Annotated in this window: 17 protein-coding genes and 1 other RNA gene; 10 read left to right on the top strand and 8 right to left on the bottom strand. The window is 55.5% G+C overall.

Annotated elements, in window-relative coordinates; translation table 11 throughout:
* Positions 1–7 precede the first annotated feature (7 nt).
* The 3 genes from ACO6TI_RS26830 to arsH are packed head-to-tail and all read left to right on the top strand — an operon-like array spanning position 8 to position 1,508.
* Entirely contained in the window at positions 8–346 is a 339-nt protein-coding gene (locus ACO6TI_RS26830) for an ArsR/SmtB family transcription factor (protein ID WP_196877265.1), read from the top strand.
* A 15-nt stretch (positions 347–361) separates the two neighbouring features.
* Positions 362–775, top strand: a complete 414-nt coding sequence (gene arsC / locus ACO6TI_RS26825; protein WP_055117377.1) for an arsenate reductase (glutaredoxin) — start codon at positions 362–364, stop codon at positions 773–775.
* Positions 768–1,508, top strand: a complete 741-nt coding sequence (gene arsH / locus ACO6TI_RS26820; RefSeq protein WP_422383726.1) for an arsenical resistance protein ArsH — start codon at positions 768–770, stop codon at positions 1,506–1,508. Before arsC ends, arsH begins: the two co-directional genes overlap by 8 nt.
* Positions 1,509–1,555: 47 nt before the next feature.
* Here arsH and ACO6TI_RS26815 read toward each other — a convergent pair whose 3' ends face one another.
* On the bottom strand, positions 1,556–3,727 hold the full coding sequence (locus ACO6TI_RS26815) for a putative bifunctional diguanylate cyclase/phosphodiesterase (RefSeq protein ID WP_082442870.1): 2,172 nt from the start codon (positions 3,725–3,727) through the stop codon (positions 1,556–1,558).
* A 265-nt stretch (positions 3,728–3,992) separates the two neighbouring features.
* On the opposite strand from ACO6TI_RS26815, the gene ACO6TI_RS26810 reads away from it, so the two are divergent.
* The 3 genes from ACO6TI_RS26810 to ACO6TI_RS26800 all read left to right on the top strand — a co-directional run bounded on the left by ACO6TI_RS26810 (position 3,993) and on the right by ACO6TI_RS26800 (position 6,520).
* Positions 3,993–4,685: a J domain-containing protein gene (locus tag ACO6TI_RS26810; protein ID WP_104703606.1), complete on the top strand. Its 693-nt coding sequence runs from the start codon at positions 3,993–3,995 to the stop codon at positions 4,683–4,685.
* On the top strand, positions 4,682–5,446 hold the full coding sequence (locus tag ACO6TI_RS26805; RefSeq protein WP_104703754.1) for a peptidoglycan recognition protein family protein: 765 nt from the start codon (positions 4,682–4,684) through the stop codon (positions 5,444–5,446). The genes ACO6TI_RS26810 and ACO6TI_RS26805 overlap by 4 nt, the downstream gene beginning before the upstream one ends.
* Before the next feature lie 480 nt (positions 5,447–5,926).
* Positions 5,927–6,520 carry a transglycosylase SLT domain-containing protein gene (locus ACO6TI_RS26800; protein WP_209003698.1) on the top strand — a complete coding sequence of 198 codons (594 nt, stop codon included), beginning with the start codon at positions 5,927–5,929 and terminating at the stop codon, positions 6,518–6,520.
* A 111-nt stretch (positions 6,521–6,631) separates the two neighbouring features.
* On the opposite strand, the gene ACO6TI_RS26795 is transcribed toward ACO6TI_RS26800, so the two are convergent.
* Positions 6,632–7,306 (bottom strand): pyridoxamine 5'-phosphate oxidase family protein, encoded by a 675-nt coding sequence (locus ACO6TI_RS26795; RefSeq protein ID WP_422383725.1) that lies wholly within the window; start codon positions 7,304–7,306, stop codon positions 6,632–6,634.
* An 82-nt stretch (positions 7,307–7,388) separates the two neighbouring features.
* Between ACO6TI_RS26795 and ACO6TI_RS26790 the strand changes: the two genes are divergently transcribed.
* Positions 7,389–8,870: a PLP-dependent aminotransferase family protein gene (locus tag ACO6TI_RS26790; RefSeq protein ID WP_422383724.1), complete on the top strand. Its 1,482-nt coding sequence runs from the start codon at positions 7,389–7,391 to the stop codon at positions 8,868–8,870.
* Here ACO6TI_RS26790 and ACO6TI_RS26785 read toward each other — a convergent pair.
* The 4 genes from ACO6TI_RS26785 to ACO6TI_RS26770 form a co-directional block, all read right to left on the bottom strand.
* A complete protein-coding gene (locus tag ACO6TI_RS26785) occupies positions 8,859–9,521 on the bottom strand; it encodes a 3-oxoacid CoA-transferase subunit B (protein WP_029060913.1) in 663 nt (220 codons plus the stop codon). The genes ACO6TI_RS26790 and ACO6TI_RS26785 overlap by 12 nt on opposite strands.
* Positions 9,511–10,173, bottom strand: a complete 663-nt coding sequence (locus tag ACO6TI_RS26780) for a CoA transferase subunit A (RefSeq protein WP_104703609.1) — start codon at positions 10,171–10,173, stop codon at positions 9,511–9,513. The genes ACO6TI_RS26785 and ACO6TI_RS26780 overlap by 11 nt, the downstream gene beginning before the upstream one ends.
* A 117-nt stretch (positions 10,174–10,290) precedes the next feature.
* Complete coding sequence (locus ACO6TI_RS26775; RefSeq protein WP_422383723.1) at positions 10,291–10,887, bottom strand: TetR/AcrR family transcriptional regulator; 597 nt, start codon at positions 10,885–10,887, stop codon at positions 10,291–10,293.
* A 50-nt stretch (positions 10,888–10,937) separates the two neighbouring features.
* A complete protein-coding gene (locus tag ACO6TI_RS26770; RefSeq protein ID WP_055118018.1) occupies positions 10,938–11,504 on the bottom strand; it encodes a carboxymuconolactone decarboxylase family protein in 567 nt (188 codons plus the stop codon).
* Between the two features lie 258 nt (positions 11,505–11,762).
* On the opposite strand from ACO6TI_RS26770, the gene ACO6TI_RS26765 reads away from it, so the two are divergent.
* From ACO6TI_RS26765 to rnpB, 3 genes are all read left to right on the top strand, one after another.
* A complete protein-coding gene (locus ACO6TI_RS26765; protein WP_422383722.1) occupies positions 11,763–12,386 on the top strand; it encodes a Crp/Fnr family transcriptional regulator in 624 nt (207 codons plus the stop codon).
* 68 nt (positions 12,387–12,454) lie between these two features.
* Entirely contained in the window at positions 12,455–13,180 is a 726-nt protein-coding gene (locus tag ACO6TI_RS26760) for an SDR family NAD(P)-dependent oxidoreductase (RefSeq protein WP_422383721.1), read from the top strand.
* A gap of 73 nt (positions 13,181–13,253) precedes the next feature.
* Positions 13,254–13,650, top strand: an RNA gene (rnpB, locus tag ACO6TI_RS26755) — RNase P RNA component class A.
* Between the two features lie 11 nt (positions 13,651–13,661).
* Here rnpB and ACO6TI_RS26750 read toward each other — a convergent pair.
* Together ACO6TI_RS26750 and ACO6TI_RS26745 are read right to left on the bottom strand one after the other, a co-directional pair.
* Positions 13,662–15,149 (bottom strand): flavin-containing monooxygenase, encoded by a 1,488-nt coding sequence (locus tag ACO6TI_RS26750; RefSeq protein ID WP_281927351.1) that lies wholly within the window; start codon positions 15,147–15,149, stop codon positions 13,662–13,664.
* Positions 15,150–15,179: 30 nt separating this feature from the next.
* Entirely contained in the window at positions 15,180–15,626 is a 447-nt protein-coding gene (locus ACO6TI_RS26745) for a cupin domain-containing protein (RefSeq protein WP_055118016.1), read from the bottom strand.
* Positions 15,627–15,717: the final 91 nt, after the last annotated feature.

Below are 15,717 nucleotides of genomic sequence, written 5' to 3'. Positions count from 1 at the left end.
TCGAAATATGAAGGAACAGGCAGCCATATCAGCGTTGGGTGCGCTCGCACAGGAAGATCGACTTGCGGCTTTCAGGCTTCTCGTCACGCATGGACCGTTGGGACTGCCGTCGGGCACGATCGCGGAGAAGTTGGATGTACAGCCGACGCGGATGTCATTTCACCTGACCACGCTGGAACGGGCGGGCCTGTTGAATGCGCAAAGGGAAGGGCGGCATATTCGCTATGCGGTCGACTATGAACAGATGAAGAGCCTGCTGAGTTTCCTGATGGAAGACTGCTGCGGCAACAATCCCGAGATTTGCGGCCTGTCGCACTCCAATATCCTCAAATCATCAAGTCTTTGACGAAACAGGACCAAAATGACCATTACGATCTACCACAATCCGAAATGCGGAACATCGCGCAATACTCTGGAAATGATCCGAAAATCGGGTGTGGAACCTGATGTCATTGAATATTTGAAAACTCCGCCCAAGCGGGAGGAACTTGTCGACCTGATTGGGCGCATGGGCTGTTCAGTGAGGGACCTCCTGCGCCAGAAGGGTACGCCTTATGATGAGCTGGGACTTGGCGAGGACAAGTGGTCCGATGATCAGCTGATCGACTTCATGCTGGAGCATCCGATCCTGATCAATCGACCGGTCGTTGTCAGCGAAAAGGGTGTTCGCCTCTGCCGGCCGTCTGAAAAGGTTATGGACCTTCTTCCAGCTGACCTTGGTTCCTTCACCAAGGAAGACGGGGAAGTGGTGTCCTCCGGTACCGCGAATGACTGACCTTTTATTGAATGCAACCGATCTGCCGAACATTTCATCCATCGACTTGGACGCGATAGCACCTTCGCATCGGGACGCTGTCGGGCATGAAACTCACCGGCCCCGTGTCCTTCTGCTTTACGGATCGTTGCGCGAACGTTCTTACAGCCGCTTTCTGACGCTGGAAGCTGAAAGACTGCTCAAGGCATTTGGTGCCGAAACAAGGGTGTTTGATCCTGCAGGCCTGCCCCTGCCGGACGATGTTGGCATCGACCATCCCAAGGTTGCCGAATTGCGTGAGGCCTGTACATGGTCGGAAGCACAGGTCTGGTGTTCGCCGGAGCGCCACGGCGCGATGACTGGCGTCCTGAAATCCCAGATCGACTGGATCCCGCTCAGTACGGGCGCGATCAGACCGACGCAAGGGAAAACGCTTGCGCTGATGCAGGTTTCCGGTGGATCGCAGTCGTTCAACGCGGTCAATCAGATGCGTGTTCTCGGCAGGTGGATGCGCATGGTGACGATCCCGAACCAGTCATCGGTGCCCAAGGCCTACCAGGAGTTCGATGATGAAGGCCGCATGAGGCCTTCGCCGCTCTATGATCGTGTCGTGGACGTCATCGAGGAATTGATGAAATTCACCTATCTCGTTCGCGGCAGATCGGATTATCTGGTCGACAGGTACTCGGAACGCAAGGCGGCGCGTGAAAAGGACATGGCGCTGGAACAGGTTGCCCAGGGGGCCGGACTCTAGATCCGACGCAGTGATCGCCTGCATTCATGCTCTCGCGAAGACGCAGCTCAAACGGTCGCTGTCTCGTTTTCTTCTTCTGAAGTTTCTTCCGGAGCGGCAAGCGTTGCGTATTGCGCAAGTTGGGGCGAAAGCGAAATTTTTGGCGGCGGCAGGACTTGCTTCCGTTTTTGCGGAAACCAAAATCCGCCTTCCTCATTGTGAGGGAAGATCGGGTAGGCGGCTTCGTGCTTTGCCACGGTGCCCGGTTTGCCGAACATATAGCCTTGCACGAGATCACAGCCAGCGGCGCTCAGGAGAATGGCCTGTTCTTCCGTCTCTACTCCCTCGGCCGTGATGGTCACGTTCAGGGACCGACCCAGTCCCACGATGGATGTGACGATGGCATCCGTGCTCGTGTCCTTGCCGAGGTTCTGGATGAAGGCCTGATCGATCTTGATCTTGTCGAACGGGAAGAGACTGAGATAGCTCAGTGACGAATATCCCGTACCGAAGTCATCCATAGCGATTGAAACGCCCATGTCGTGGATCTGACGCAGCGTCTCGATCACGGCTTCCGTGTTGGATATGAGCAGGCTCTCGGTGATTTCGATTTCCAGGCGCCTCGGGTTAAGTCCGGACTTGTTCAGCGCCTGCGCCACTCTTTTCTGTGTTTCACCGGCGACGAACTGCCCAACTGAAACATTGACCGCTACCTTTTTGCTCTGATCTTCCCAAAGCATTGCTTCCCGGCACGCGTGGTTCAACACCCAGGTGCCGATTTCGTCGATCAGACCGCAGTCTTCAGCGATCGGGATGAAAAGATCGGGTCGGATTTCCCCTTTGGTGGGGTGCTCCCAGCGAACCAGAGCTTCGTAACCTCGCAGCGTACCGTCGCGCAGCGCGTATTGTGGCTGGTAGACGAGCTTGAACTGGTCAAGTTTGAGTGCCTTGGCGAGCCCGTTTTCGACTTCCTGTCGCTTTTGGGCTTCCGCGTCCAGACCGGGCGTATACCAGGAGAATGTGGACCGACCGTTGTGTTTGGCATGATAAAGCGCAAGGTCCGCGCAGTGAAGAAGACGGGAAACCCGCCAGGAACCGTCTGTGGCACGCGCAATGCCAATGGAGAGCGAAAGCTTGATATCCTTGCCATCGATAATGCAGGGTGCGGAAGTCGCTGCAATCATGTCTGTGGCAAGTCGCGTCATGCGTGCCGGATCTGAGATCGATGTCAACAAAACTGCAAACTCGTCACCTGACAGGCGTGCCACAAGGTGTTTGTGGAAGACCGTCTGCAAGCGTTCAGCGACGATCTGCAAAAATACATCTCCAATACCGTGACCGTGCGTATCGTTGATTTCCTTGAACTTGTCGACATCGATCAGCATGACGCCGACATTCGACGCCTTGGCCTGTGCACTACGCAGTGCTCCAGCGAGCCTGGCATTGAACACAGCCCGATTTGGCAGGCCCGTCAGAGTGTCATGATGGGCAAGGTACTGAATGTTACTGTTCGTGCGGACCTGATCATAAAATCGCATCCAGAGCAGAATGGCGGCCAACGCGAAGGAGAGCAGGCACAGCACGCCGATTGCCGCGCTGATTGACCAGATCAATCCTGAAAGGTTTTCCAGAATACCCGTTTGCGTCACCAGCAGAACGAGACTGGGTTCGACGACATCCGCTCGTTTCGGATTGTAGACGACAATGGCATTGGAACCGAACGCTCCGAGCCAGGTCATGTCCGGAACAACGGTCAGGGCCCGGTCCGAATTGAAGGCGGCCCAGGCGTGATTGAGGGTGCGAACAGACGTAAGTTCATTCTTTGCGAGCCAATCTATCTGCGCAAAATCCGGAAGGTTCGGATTTTCGGCGGACGCGCCCGCCGGATAGACAAGCGCCTGGTTCAGAATGATCGAGTCAGCATGATGCCGTGCCAGCATCTTTTGGAATTTTTCGCGTGTTTCACCAGACATCCGGGCGGCAGCGCTGCTTTCGGCAGGTGGTGAAAGGCGTAATCCTTCAAGCTTCTGGCTGGACTGCGGTTCGAGCTCAACAGCGTAAGTTGCCAGAGCGGTCTGGATATCGGTTTGCTGGTCAGCATAGTTCTGCTCCAGACCACTCACCAGGAGCCAGTGAGTGAGCAGGCGATTGCTGACATAAACCCCAAGCGCCAGCGCAAGCACCAGCGACATGGATACCAAAAATATGACAATGTTGCTTCTGACGAGTGGGATTGCCATCCGGCTTGGTACCGTTTTTCGAACACTTGTATCGCGATCGTAAGCAGAAATCCTTTAACCATCATGAATCTGAGGACATTCTCTTTAGGTTTTAACGAACTTGCAGAGAAGCTGTGGAATTCGCTGCCGTTTCAGGAATGCGTGCTTCGTTCAGCCTTGCTTCTAGTCAAAGCTGACAAGTGCCGATAAGAGTGTGAAGAAGCTTTGATTCGCCACGAACCGGCGGGTTTTGTCGCGCCGTTTTGGACATAGTGGGAGCTTGTAGGTGAGCGTCTGGAGCAGTATCGGCAGCATTGTCAGCTCGATCGGAACTGGCGGCGCTCAAATTATCGACCGGCTCGTGCAGCTTGTCCTGGCGCGCCCGGAAGGCACAAACAGTGTCGGCTTCACCGTCGCGATGATCGCACTTTCCGCAAAAATGGCCAAAGCCGACGGTGTCGTCACGACCGACGAGGTTCTTGCGTTCCGCGAACTTTTCGATGTGCCGCCCAGCGAAGAACGCAATGTTTCAAGGCTGTTTAACCTGGCGCAGGAAGATGTCGCCGGCTTTGAAGTCTACGCAAAGAAGCTGGCCGATCTTTTCCCATATGATCACAAGACCTTGCTCGATATACTCGATGGGTTGTTCCACATTGCAAAAGCTGACGGTGTCGTACACGAGAGCGAAGTAGGCTACCTTTCCAAGGTGGCCGAAGTTTTCGGTCTGGATGAGCGGGAGTTTGGCAAGGTTCTGGCCCGGCATGTTCGGAACGACGGTAATCCGTACGTGGTACTCGGATTGGGACCGGAAGCCAGTGACGCGGACTTGAAGTCCCATTACCGGCGGGAAGTCCAGGAGACGCATCCCGACCGTCTCATCGCACGGGGTGTCCCGGAAGAGTTTGTCCGAATTGCAAACGATCGACTGGCAGCCCTCAACGATGCATGGGCAAAAATCCGCGCGGAAAGGGGCATATGAACGTCGTGACGGACACCGGTGTCGATGCAAGGGTGCATCCATCACCAAACCACGGGCCGCGGGCTCAGGATGCGCCGATTGACATGCTCGTTCTTCACTATACCGGCATGGAGAGCGCTGAGTTGGCGTTGCAACGATTGTGCGATCCGCGTACGGAGGTCTCCGCCCACTATTTTGTCTACGAAGATGGGACCATTCTTCAATGCGTTCCAGAAGCAAGGCGTGCATGGCATGCAGGACGCAGTTTCTGGAAAGGCGAGAAAGACATCAATTCTCGGTCGATTGGGATCGAAATCGTCAATCCTGGCCACGAATTCGGCTATCGCCCGTTTCCGGAAAGTCAGATTGAAGCGGTTGTCAGGTTATCGAAGGATGTCTGCCTGCGTCACGACGTGCTTCCCTGGATGGTTCTTGCACATTCGGATATCGCGCCTGACAGGAAAGAGGATCCCGGGGAGAAGTTTCCCTGGAACAGGCTTGCTGAAGCCGGTGTCGGACTTTATGTCGAACCGCACGCGATTGTCGCCGGATTGCTGATGCAGGAAGGCGACAGAGGTCAACCGGTGGAAGCCTTGCAATCGATGCTCGGGCTTTACGGCTATAATGTCGACATCAATGGTGTCTTTGATGAAAAGACACGTCATGCCGTGAAAGCATTTCAGCGTCACTTTCGGCAGGAAAAAGTTGACGGCGTCGCAGATCATTCGACCATCGAAACGCTTAATCTGCTTCTGCGGCGATTGCCGACTTTCTCGGTGTAGGTCGGAAGCCGGTCACACAAGACCGGGAAGGCCAGGCTACCGGATGCCGTTCACAATAGGTGCATCGACCCACCCGTCACCATCGATTTTTCTATTTTGCACCGCAACAAATTAGATAACTTTGCTGCAGTGCGTCATGAATGGTCTTCAGTTTGTCTGCAAATTGCCGGATGCACGGCAAGATTTCGTCACAAACCCCGTTTTTTTCCGATTTGGGCCTGATTTTTTGGTAAATTTCTGTAACAATTTGAAATAAAACGTGATTGGATTGCGCTAAATTTCGTCCCACAGGTCCTGCATTTCTCCGCTCCGAAATTAACCAGAATGAAAACCAAAAGGGCTGGACGAATGTTACGGTCATTCAATAAACTAACTGGGGCGCTTTGCCTTTTCGCCTTTGCAACCACTACGATTGCACCCGTCGCGATGGCAGCCGGTTCGGGGTCGGACCCGATCCTCCACGTCATCGACCCTGAAAAAATGAAGAAGAGTGCCGAGAAGCTGGCATCAAGGGAACAGGTGGGCTCCGGTTCGGACCCGATCCTGCATGTCATTTCTCCGAACACCGAAACTTCCAAGAACAAGAAGGCGACCAAAACCACCGCCAAGAAGTCCAGTCCGAAAAAGACCAAAAAGAAAGCGCAGGTCAAACCAGCTTCTTCCAAGAAGACGGTCAGAGCGGCAAATGCTCCGGCCAAGAAGCAGGAGTTTTCCAGGTTGATCCGCAAGGCAGCAGCGAAACACGGTGTTCCCATCAGAATTGCGAAAGCGGTCGTGGAAGTGGAAAGCAACTTCAACCCGAGAGCACGCGGCCGGGCGGGTGAGGTTGGGCTGATGCAGATCAAACCTGCAACCGCGCGAGGTATCGGCTACCGTGGATCCACGAAAGCTCTTTACGATCCGGCGACAAATATCGAGTGGGGCATGAAGTATCTCGCCGGTGCCCATGAACGGGCCAACGGTGATCTTTGTGGCACGATCCTGCGTTACAATGCGGGTCACTATGCGAAGCGGATGAATCCAGTCAGCCGTCGGTATTGCAGCAAGGTCAAGCGCCTCATGTCGTCCAGCTGATCTTTTGACCAGGTAAGTGAGGTCATTGATTTCTAACAGGATGATTGACCTTACCGGGATATAAAACCCCGCTGCAGAGGCAGCGGGGTTTTTTGTTTGCCACCAGCTATTTCATGCAAACTTTCGTCTGGCTGCCGGGATCGACTCCGGTACAAGAGTGCCTTCCGGGACGTCGTATGCATCGAAAGGCTGCCCGAGTGCAGTTGTGACGGGAACCACACCTGCCCAAAGGTCTGTTCCCAGGTCTTCCGTGTCATCAACCGGCCCGCCTGTCCGGACCTTGGTGCTGACATGCTCCATGTCCATGACAAGGACCCCGGTTGCCTTGTGTTCCTTCGCCATCATTGCGCGGCATTCATCCCAGCGACCGGGTAGAATATGATCCGTGATCGCGGCGAGTGCCTCAATCTGTTTGTCGTGATCCTCCACAAGGTGTGCGGTACCATGCACAATGGCGCAGCGGTAGTTCATCGAGTGGTGGAAAGCAGAGCGCGCGACAACGAGGCCATCTATGAGGGTCACGGTCAGGCTTGCCGGAACACCTTTCGCATTGTCCTTGATGATCCGTGTTGTGCTGGCGCCATGAATATACAGCTTGTCACCAATCCTGGCGTATGCCATCGGAATTACCATTGGCTTGTTTTCGTGTATGAAACCGCAATGGGCCACAAGACCGGCATCAAGGATTTCATTGGCAAGAGCGCGATCATAGCTGCCTCTGTTCATCTGCCTGATCTTTGCATAGCGCGGCAGGTTCGTGGCCTTGCGCTTCTCCAACGTGGACATGGGTATCTCCTGATCCAGGTTTGTCTTGTGCTGCCTGGTTTCTTCGATAAACTGGACTTGTAAAAGATCCGGTTTTTAAAAAATGACAGAACCAGTTTTTCCCGAGGGTATTCTGACGCTAGAACGTTCCGGAAGGGTTCCCCTGGCCGAACAGATTTATCGAGGATTTCGCGATGCAGTGCGCAGTGGCCTTCTTGTCTCGGGAACCAGGTTGCCGTCCACCCGCAGGCTTGCGTCGACGCTCGACGTCGCACGAAACACGGTGAATGCGGCTTACGACCTGCTTCAGGCGGAGGGTATCATTTCGGTGAAGGCCGGCGCCGCTCCCAGGATCACCGAGGGATTTCCCCTGGAAGGAAATACGGGCATTCGAGTTGCGCCGGCTTTCAAGTCAAACCTTTCCGGCCGTGGTCTTGCCATGTCGACGAACGTTCGCGGCGAAGCCTGGGCCTCACGTGATGGTGCGCTGCAACCCGGTGCGCCTGCACTCGATAGCTTTCCCTACGAGGAGTGGGCACGGTGTCTGCGCCGTGCTGCGAGGATGGAACGCAGTCCTGATCTGCAGTATCGGAATTATTCGGGTGTTCCTGTTCTCAAGGAACAGCTTTCGCGTCATTTGGCTGCCGAAAGAGGTGTACGGACCGAGCCCGCGCAGATCCTGATCACCAGCTCGATGCAGGCCAGTCTATCGCTGTTGTCAATGGCTTTGTCGGATCCCGGCGATGAAGCGTGGTTGGAAGAACCCGGTTATCTGGGTGCACGCACTGCATTTCAGGTTGCCGGTTTGAGCATTCGCCAGCTTCCGGTCGATGACCAGGGTGCTGATGCGGAACGCATGCCGGCTACCGGTGTCTCCCCGAAACTGATTTACGTGACACCATCCCACCAGTATCCGCTGGGTGTCCGCATGCCGCTGGGCCGCCGGTTGTCCCTGCTCGAAGCGACCCGGTCGGCAGGCGCCGTCATTCTGGAAGACGACTATGACAGCGAATTCCTGTTTTCAGGGCGCCCGGTCGCCGCTCTTTATGGCCTTGCGGAAGAAGGACAGGTCGTCTACCTCGGCACCTTTTCAAAAAGTCTGATGCCAGGCCTTCGCCTGTCTTACTGCGTTGTTCCACCCCAACTGGTCGAGCCGCTTCAACAACTCATGCGCAACATGGGATGTGCTGCCAGCGTTCAGATTCAGGTAGCGCTGGCACAGTTCATGGATAGCGGCGCCTACAAGAAACACCTGAAACATATCCGGAAGATTTACGCGGAGCGCGGGGCTCTGCTCGTCAGGACGTTGAACGAACGTCTCGGCAACAGGGTTGAAGTGGAAGCGCCAAGCGGAAACGTTCAGGTCGCGATGATGTTTCGCGAACAGGTAGATGACAACGCCCTGGCGACAGCAATGCAGGAAAGGGGTTTTGCGGTGTCCCCGCTTGGCAATTGTTATCAGGGCAAGGAGCGCAAGTCCGGCCTGATCATCGGATTTGCGGATGCCAGCGCAAGACAGATAACTCAGGGTGTCGATACCCTGGGAACGTTGCTCGATAGTCAAGCAACGGTCTCAACTTTCTGAAAACAGGGACATTTTGGGAACGTCCCCTTGAACGATAAGCTTGGCTTCCGTTGCTGAAATGACGTCGTCGACGCTGGCCCCCGGGCCGACTTCCTTCAGAACCAATCCATCTTCGGTCGGTTCTATCACCGCCATTTCGGTCACGATAAGGCTGACGCGGCGCCGGGCAGTCAACGGCAGATTGCATTCGCGCAGGATCTTCGGTTTGCCCCGGGCCGTATGAACCATCGCAACGATCACATGTTTTGCACCGGCAACCAGATCCATCGCCCCGCCCATGCCTGGAACCATCTTGCCCGGGATCATCCAGTTGGCAAGATATCCGCGTTCATCGACCTGAAGTCCGCCGAGCACTGTCATGTCCAGATGCCCTCCACGGATCAGGCCGAAACTCATCGCGCTGTCGATCGATGCAGCGCCGGGAACAGCGGTGACGAAGCCGCCACCGGCATCGGTCAGATCCGGATCTTCCATGCCCTCGGGCGGGCGGGCCCCAAGCCCGATGACCCCGTTTTCCGCCTGAAAGAAGACATGAACCTCTTTGGGAAGATAATTTGCAACCATCGAAGGCAACCCGATACCGAGATTGACCAGTGTGTCCGGCTCGATTTCCTGCGCCACGCGCCGCGCGATGATTTCCTTAGCTTCCATCGGGCTGTCTCTCCAGTAGATGATCGACCAGGATTCCAGGTGTTTTCACGCTGTCAGGTGAAATGACGCCGATCGGGACTATCGTCTGGGGTTCCGCGATAACGGTCTTTCCCGCCAGAGCCATGATGGGATTGAAATTGTGTGCAGTGAGCGAGTATTCCAGATTGCCAACATAATCCGCCTGGTGAGCGGCAATCAGTGCAAAGTCTCCATGGATTGGTTCTTCGAGCAGAAAATCCCTGCCACTGACAGTGACAATCTGCTTGCCTTCTTCAACCAACGTTCCGAGGCCTGTTGGGGTCAGAATCCCGCCCAGGCCGACACCGGCTGCCCTGATCCTCTCCACAAGCGTCCCTTGCGGCACCAATTCAACGTCGATTTCGCCGGAAATCATTTTTTGCTGGGTCTCGGGGTTCAGGCCGATATGTGAGGCAACGACCCTGGTAAGACAGCCTGCCGTGACAAGCTTGCCGATACCGCGCCCAGGCATTGCGGTATCATTGGCAACAATCGTCAGGTCGTTGATGCCTCTGGCAACGATTGCATCTATCAACCTGTGTGGCGATCCAACGCCCATGAAGCCGCCGATCAGCAGCGTTGATCCATCCGGAATTAGCTCAGCAGCTTCCGCTGCCTTGATCGCCTCTTTCATGAGCACGTTCCCACAATCCAACCTGTCATCAGCAGGTTAGCGCTTGTCATGCTGGTTGGACAATGAAAATTGTGCGTCGCGGTAGTCCACGGGATCGCGGCAGTTACAGCACAGGTGTCAGTTTGCGGGCTGCTGCCCTGAGTTTTCGACAGCATTTGCCGCATGATCTGCAGCAGCAAGAATTTTGTCGCTGTCCTGACCGTTTCGGGCGAGCGCATTGAGGCCAAGAAGGCAGGAAAGGGCAAAGGCCGCAAGTTCACGGGCTCTCTTCTCGTCGGGAATACCATTTTGCCGATGGAGCGTGTGGAAAATGCGGTCTTCGAGCACGTTCATCCGCTCGCGCACAAGCGGCGACGTCTGTCCCGTCTCACTTTCTGGACTTCCGGATGAGGTGAGCAACAGGCAACCACGCGGCGTGTTCCGGCTCATGAACAGTCCGACGTGGCGGATGAACTGCGCCACGGCACGGCGTGGATCTGCTTCCGTTTTCAGGTGTGCCAGGCCGAGTTCCGTCGCCTCATTCCAGTATTTGTTCAACACAGTTGCAAAGACATCGTCCTTGCACCCGAAAGCCGCATAGAAGCTGCCGCGTTTTATTCCGGCCACCTGCTGCAGATCGTCGATGGATGTTCCCTGGTATCCTTTTGTCCAGAACACGTCGACGAATGCATTAAGGGCAACGTCCATGTCAAAAGATTTGGGTCGTCCGGCCATTTTCCCTCGTCTGGACTGGCTCCGGCAATTTTTTGCCGGAGCCGATCAGTTTACTCCGCAGCGATGACAGCCGGATTCCATTCGAATTTCCGGAAAGGGGCGTCAACTGGCGTGTCTGCCAAATGGTTCACATAGTTTGACATGACTTTCTGTGCAACGCCAAGAATGACGTCGAGGATCTGTCGCCGGGTATAGCCCGCTGCAAGAAATGCGTTTGTGTCCTCTTCTGAGACCACGCCACGCTGACGAACCACCTTGAGCGTGAACCGGCGCAGCGCCTCGAGTTTTTCATCCTCAAGCGGAGCCCCGTTTCGCAAGGATTCGATGAGACCGGCATTTACCTTCTGCATGTGCGCGATCGCCGTATGCGCCGGGACACAATAGTGACAGGCGTGTTCGACGTTTATGGCCATCCACACGACGGTCTGTTCGACGACCGAGAGGCTTGTCTGCTGAAAAAGTTCGTGCAGTTTCTGATAGGCCTCAAGATGTTGAGGAGAGTCTGCCATCACGGCGTGAAGGTTCGGAATCATTCCGAAGTCCTTGAGGGAATTGTCCAGAAGTGGACGGCTCTCGTCAGGTGCGGATTCCAGCGTGTGAAGTGTGAAATCGGTCATTTGCATCTCCTGTTTCGGCGTCATTCGACGTCGTTACCGTTTGTCGGTAACCGCGATGTAGGTATTCTGTACTTAGTAGTCAAAAATAAAATCGAACTCCGGAATCGCAAGAATCCGCGGTTCTTGGAACTCTTCAAGTAATCGTGAATTTGACGGTGATACGCTTGGCTTCTTGTCGAGTGAGAACGACGAGGGCTAAGCTGAAGACCAAGATCCGACAAAGGACCAAGGGTCGGAGAGCCGGAGGACAAAGCGCGAATGACTGTCATCCAGGAAAGTCAGGAGACACAAACAGCCCTTCGGGATTTCGGCCGCTGGCTGCTGCAGTCCGGTGGTTTGCCCGCCGACAAGACAGAAGATCTGCTGATGAAGTCCAGGGCCTTGCATTGCAGGTCTGGTGAAACCGTCTTTTCGGCTGGAGACACACTGGAAGAGCTGTTTTTCGTCAATTCCGGACTGGTCCGGTATTACTACCTCACACCCGAGGGGAAAGAGTACAACAAGAATTTCGTATCCTCCGGCAGTGTCGTGACAAGTCTGTCTTCCTTTCTGGAGGCAAAACCGGCACCGTTCTTTACGGAGGCTCTTGAGGACACTGTTCTTGTTGCAGTGCCAATCGAACTGGCAAGGAATCTGGCGTCCGATGACATCGACTGGGAACGGCTGGTCGGCCGTTTCGTCAGGGCCCTTGCCATTCAAAAGGAGCAACGGGAGGCATCTTTCCTTTTGAAGAATGCCGAACAGAGATACGAGGCATTTCTGAAAGATTTCAGCGCGTTAGCCATGCGACTGCCACAATATCACATCGCTTCCTATCTCGGCATCACCCCGGTCGCTCTTTCACGAATTCGGTCCCGTCTTGCTTGTCGGCGCGTTTCTTAACCCCGGTTAATGCAGATGGTTTCAGCACTGAACATGATGCCCTCACATTGACCTGAGGACGCATTGGCATGAACAAAACCATCGTTATCACCGGCGGCGCAATCGGATTGGGCCGGGAACTCACGCGACTTTACTGCGAAAGGGGGCATCACGTCGTGATTTGTGGCCGTACGCGATCGGCATTGGAAGAAGTCAGGTCTGCCCATCAGAACGTGACTGCCGTTTGCGCGGATCTCGCGGCACCGGAAGGCAGACGGCACTTTCTGGAGGAGATCCATGCTCTTGAAATCGAAGTCGATCTGCTGATCCACAATGCGGCGCTTCAATTCACGTATGACTTCGTGAAGGGCTGCGTGCCGGTTGAAAGGATTGAAACCGAGCTTCTGGTCAATCTCCTGTCGCCCATGGAATTGACGACGGACCTGCTCCCCTTGTTGAAAACATCAGGGGGCGCCCGTGTCGTCTTCATCTCATCAGCCCTTGCCCGCGTTCCCAAGCGGTCCGCACCGGTTTATTGTGCCAGCAAGGCTGGATTGTCGGTTTTTGCCATGGCGCTGCGGTATCAGCTCGAAGACACCGGGATTCGCGTCTCGGACGTTGTTCCGGATCTGATTGTGACCCGGATGGCACGAGGCCGCGGAGACAAGGCGCTTTCAGCGTTTGAAGCTGCCGGGAAAATAATAGCGGGCCTGGACAAGGGCAAGGATGAAATTCGACTGGGCCGCGTGCCGATATTGTACCTGTTGCACAGGTTTGTGCCAGGCCTTGCCTACAAGGTGTTGAAGGCTGCATAAGCTCCACAAAAACAGCTGCTTGGATCACTCCTTTGCTTGACCTCTGTCTGAAAGCCACTTAAGTCCGCAGGCGCCAGTCGGCCGGACAGCCGCTGCTGCAAGTGTCGAAAGACCGCAGGAGAGGAAAGTCCGGGCTCCAAGGAAACACGGTGCCGGGTAACACCCGGCGAGGGCGACCTCAGGGAAAGTGCCACAGAAAGCAAACCGCCTCGGCTTGCCGGGGTAAGGGTGAAAGGGTGGAGTAAGAGCCCACCGCGCTACTGGCAACAGCAGCGGCACGGTAAACCCCACCGGGAGCAAAACCGAATAGGGGCAGTGCGGTCCGGAAGCAATTCCGGGCCAGGCCGGTTTCCAGGCCAGCTGTCCGGGTTGGTTGCGTGAGACGCCTGGTGACAGGCGTCCCAGATGAATGGCTGTCGCGTCCGCGAAAGCGGGCCTTACAGAACCCGGCTTACAGGCCGGCTGGCAATTCGTTTCTCATTCACCCGGCCGTGTATTGCGGCGCGCTTGCCAGGAACTCACCATAGGACGCTGCATCCGGATAGGAGAATTGTTCTGCTATCGGGTTGGACCGTTTTGTCTTGCCCGCCCCCATGTCAGACAGCAGTTCGTCGAAATGACGGAAGTGGAACGGTGCTGAACAAAGGCCACCGTAAACCTTTGCCGCCGGACGCTCCTTGCGGCGCCAATCAAGCATTTCTTCAATATTGCGGTTCATGTCTTCATCGCTTGGCTGGTTGGCAAGTTTGCCGTCCGCATAGCGAACGAGCCAGTTCGCGATCATTTCGGCGGACAGGATCGTGCAGAAGCTGGAATTGAACCCGACAAACCCCATGTCCGGCATGTCAGGATTTACGGCGAGACGATACACACGGTATTGACCATCATGCTCGATCAGCTTGTCCTGGTACTCCTGAGCCAGGTAGGGCACGCCAAGTTTCCACCCAACCGCTAGAATAGAGAGGTCGCAGGGCACTTTTTCACCGTTCGTCAGAACAATTTGATCCTCCTCATATCGCTCGAATGATCCCCTGACCGGTTTGATCGAACCGTCCTTGAAGCCTTCGAACAGGCCCGGGGTCACGATGGGGAGCGAGCAGGATGCATCCTTTTCAATCGGTGTGTCGGGCACCATGTCCCATTTTTTCAAGCCGAGCTGCAACTTGAGAAGGGTCTCAAGGCCGCGGAAGTTGGCCCAGATCAGCGGCTTGAACGCGGTAAAGAGAGCCTTGCCCAGGGGGGATGGGCTCCACCCGTTGAACTGCTGCTCCTGCGCCCGCATGTACAAAAGGCGCTTGAAATTGATACCGCCGACGAAATACGGCACGCGCCACACGGGTTCCCGATAGACGAGTGTTACGGATTTCGCGCCGTTTGCTGCCGCGTTGACGGCAATATCGGTTGCGGACTTGGAACCTCCCAATACGACGACACTTTTCCCTGTCACCGTGGTCGGATCGGTGTATTCCGAGCTGTGGATGACATCACGACCCGTGGCCTGAAACGCGTCCTGGCCCGGATGGGTGATTATGTTCTTGTCAGAGAACTGTCCGGTGCAGACCGCGACAAAATCAAAGTCCTGCGTCCAGGTTTTGCCGGCCGCTTCCAACGTAAGCGTCCAGCCGGGCAGGCCGTCGTTTCTGCGGTCCATGGATTGAACGTTCGTGTTCAGCTGAAACAGCCTGGCCAGTTTGTGTTTGTCCGCATAGGCATGAAGATAGGCATGGACCTGTGGCCCCTTCGGCCATTCGGGATATTCGTCCGGCATGGCAAGATCGGTGTATCTGTAAAGATCTTTCGGGGACTGGGTCTGGACGCCCGGATAGGAACGGGACAGTTCCCAGACACCGCCAAAATCGTGGCTTCGCTCAAATCCGAACACCCGATGGCCGCGTTCATCGAACGCCTTGGCCGCGGCAAGACCACTCACGCCGCCGCCGATGACAGCGACGTTCTTTCGTTTCGTCATTTTGATCTCCTCGCTGAATTTTCGCGCAGGTCAGGCCTGGTCCGGCGGTGGGAGGAAGTCGACTTCGTGCAGGGCCGACAGTCTGACCAGTTCCTGCGGATCGGTAACGCCATTCAGCGCGCCGAATAGGTCGAAGAGCTTGCGTGTCGGTGCGACTCCGAAGATGCAGGTCGCGGTTTTGCCGGACCGATTGTAAATACCGTGGGCTTCACCCATCGGCATTCTTACCGTGTCTCCGGCCTTTGCCACGTGGGTCTCGCCGCCCATCTCGACCTGCAATTCACCCTCAAGCATGACGATCCATTCATCCTGTGTCGGGTGGATGTGCGGTGGGACGAATGTTTCTGCCGGAACAACAGCGTGCCAGATGAACGCATTGGTGCTGTGCAATTTTGGTGTGTAGGTATGCCCGACGACATTCCAGCTTATGTCGCCCAGGCTTCCGTCAGCGGATGTGATGCCAGCTCCGTTTTGCATTTTGTTCCCCTCCATTGTGCAGTGTGTTGGCGGAAAAATGCTAAACTGACTTCTCGAAATTGTTTTATCCAGATTGCGAAAAAAACTGACC

The organism is Roseibium album, from assembly GCF_965233825.1.
Classification (GTDB): Bacteria; Pseudomonadota; Alphaproteobacteria; order Rhizobiales; family Stappiaceae; genus Roseibium; species Roseibium album.
The sequence above is the reverse complement of the archived record's forward strand: the minus strand, read 5'-3'. Positions and strand labels throughout refer to the sequence as shown.

Excerpts from the sequence above, each read along its gene's own strand:
- ACO6TI_RS26830 (WP_196877265.1), top strand. The coding sequence starts at position 8 with ATGAAGGAACAGGCAGCCATATCAGCGTTGGGTGCGCTCGCACAGGAA.
- arsC (WP_055117377.1), top strand. The coding sequence starts at position 362 with ATGACCATTACGATCTACCACAATCCGAAATGCGGAACATCGCGCAAT.
- arsH (WP_422383726.1), top strand. The coding sequence starts at position 768 with ATGACTGACCTTTTATTGAATGCAACCGATCTGCCGAACATTTCATCC.
- ACO6TI_RS26815 (WP_082442870.1), bottom strand. The coding sequence starts at position 3,727 with ATGGCAATCCCACTCGTCAGAAGCAACATTGTCATATTTTTGGTATCC.
- ACO6TI_RS26805 (WP_104703754.1), top strand. The coding sequence starts at position 4,682 with ATGAACGTCGTGACGGACACCGGTGTCGATGCAAGGGTGCATCCATCA.
- ACO6TI_RS26800 (WP_209003698.1), top strand. The coding sequence starts at position 5,927 with ATGAAGAAGAGTGCCGAGAAGCTGGCATCAAGGGAACAGGTGGGCTCC.
- ACO6TI_RS26795 (WP_422383725.1), bottom strand. The coding sequence starts at position 7,306 with ATGTCCACGTTGGAGAAGCGCAAGGCCACGAACCTGCCGCGCTATGCA.
- ACO6TI_RS26790 (WP_422383724.1), top strand. The coding sequence starts at position 7,389 with ATGACAGAACCAGTTTTTCCCGAGGGTATTCTGACGCTAGAACGTTCC.
- ACO6TI_RS26785 (WP_029060913.1), bottom strand. The coding sequence starts at position 9,521 with ATGGAAGCTAAGGAAATCATCGCGCGGCGCGTGGCGCAGGAAATCGAG.
- ACO6TI_RS26780 (WP_104703609.1), bottom strand. The coding sequence starts at position 10,173 with ATGAAAGAGGCGATCAAGGCAGCGGAAGCTGCTGAGCTAATTCCGGAT.
- ACO6TI_RS26775 (WP_422383723.1), bottom strand. The coding sequence starts at position 10,887 with ATGGCCGGACGACCCAAATCTTTTGACATGGACGTTGCCCTTAATGCA.
- ACO6TI_RS26770 (WP_055118018.1), bottom strand. The coding sequence starts at position 11,504 with ATGACCGATTTCACACTTCACACGCTGGAATCCGCACCTGACGAGAGC.
- ACO6TI_RS26765 (WP_422383722.1), top strand. The coding sequence starts at position 11,763 with ATGACTGTCATCCAGGAAAGTCAGGAGACACAAACAGCCCTTCGGGAT.
- ACO6TI_RS26760 (WP_422383721.1), top strand. The coding sequence starts at position 12,455 with ATGAACAAAACCATCGTTATCACCGGCGGCGCAATCGGATTGGGCCGG.
- ACO6TI_RS26750 (WP_281927351.1), bottom strand. The coding sequence starts at position 15,149 with ATGACGAAACGAAAGAACGTCGCTGTCATCGGCGGCGGCGTGAGTGGT.
- ACO6TI_RS26745 (WP_055118016.1), bottom strand. The coding sequence starts at position 15,626 with ATGCAAAACGGAGCTGGCATCACATCCGCTGACGGAAGCCTGGGCGAC.